This is a genomic window from Clostridium sp. CMCC3677 (assembly GCF_023845585.1).
GTDB classification, from domain to species: domain Bacteria; phylum Bacillota; class Clostridia; order Clostridiales; family Clostridiaceae; genus Clostridium; species Clostridium aquiflavi.
Genome location: NZ_JAMQHS010000114.1, coordinates 1 through 223, shown reverse-complemented (window position 1 = coordinate 223; position 223 = coordinate 1). Strand labels below are relative to the sequence as shown.

Sequence of the window (223 nt, the reverse complement as noted above, 5' to 3'; positions counted from 1 at the left end):
AAATTGTTTATCGACAGAGATTTAAAATATGAATTAAGAAAAAATGATAATGTTGAAGAAATTATAGAGCATAGAGAAGTAATGGCTGATGAAATTGCTTTATTTATTTTATCTGGTGGAACTACAAGAATGCCAAAACTGATACCGCTAAAACATTGTCATTTAATGAGGCATATAAAGTTATCAGCTAAACGATGCAAATTAGGAAAGAATACAGTCTCTT

At 28.7% G+C, this 223-nt stretch carries 1 pseudogene; it reads left to right on the top strand.

Annotated elements, in window-relative coordinates:
* A pseudogene (locus tag NG901_RS16935) lies at positions 1 to 223 on the top strand (hypothetical protein); the annotation flags it as partial.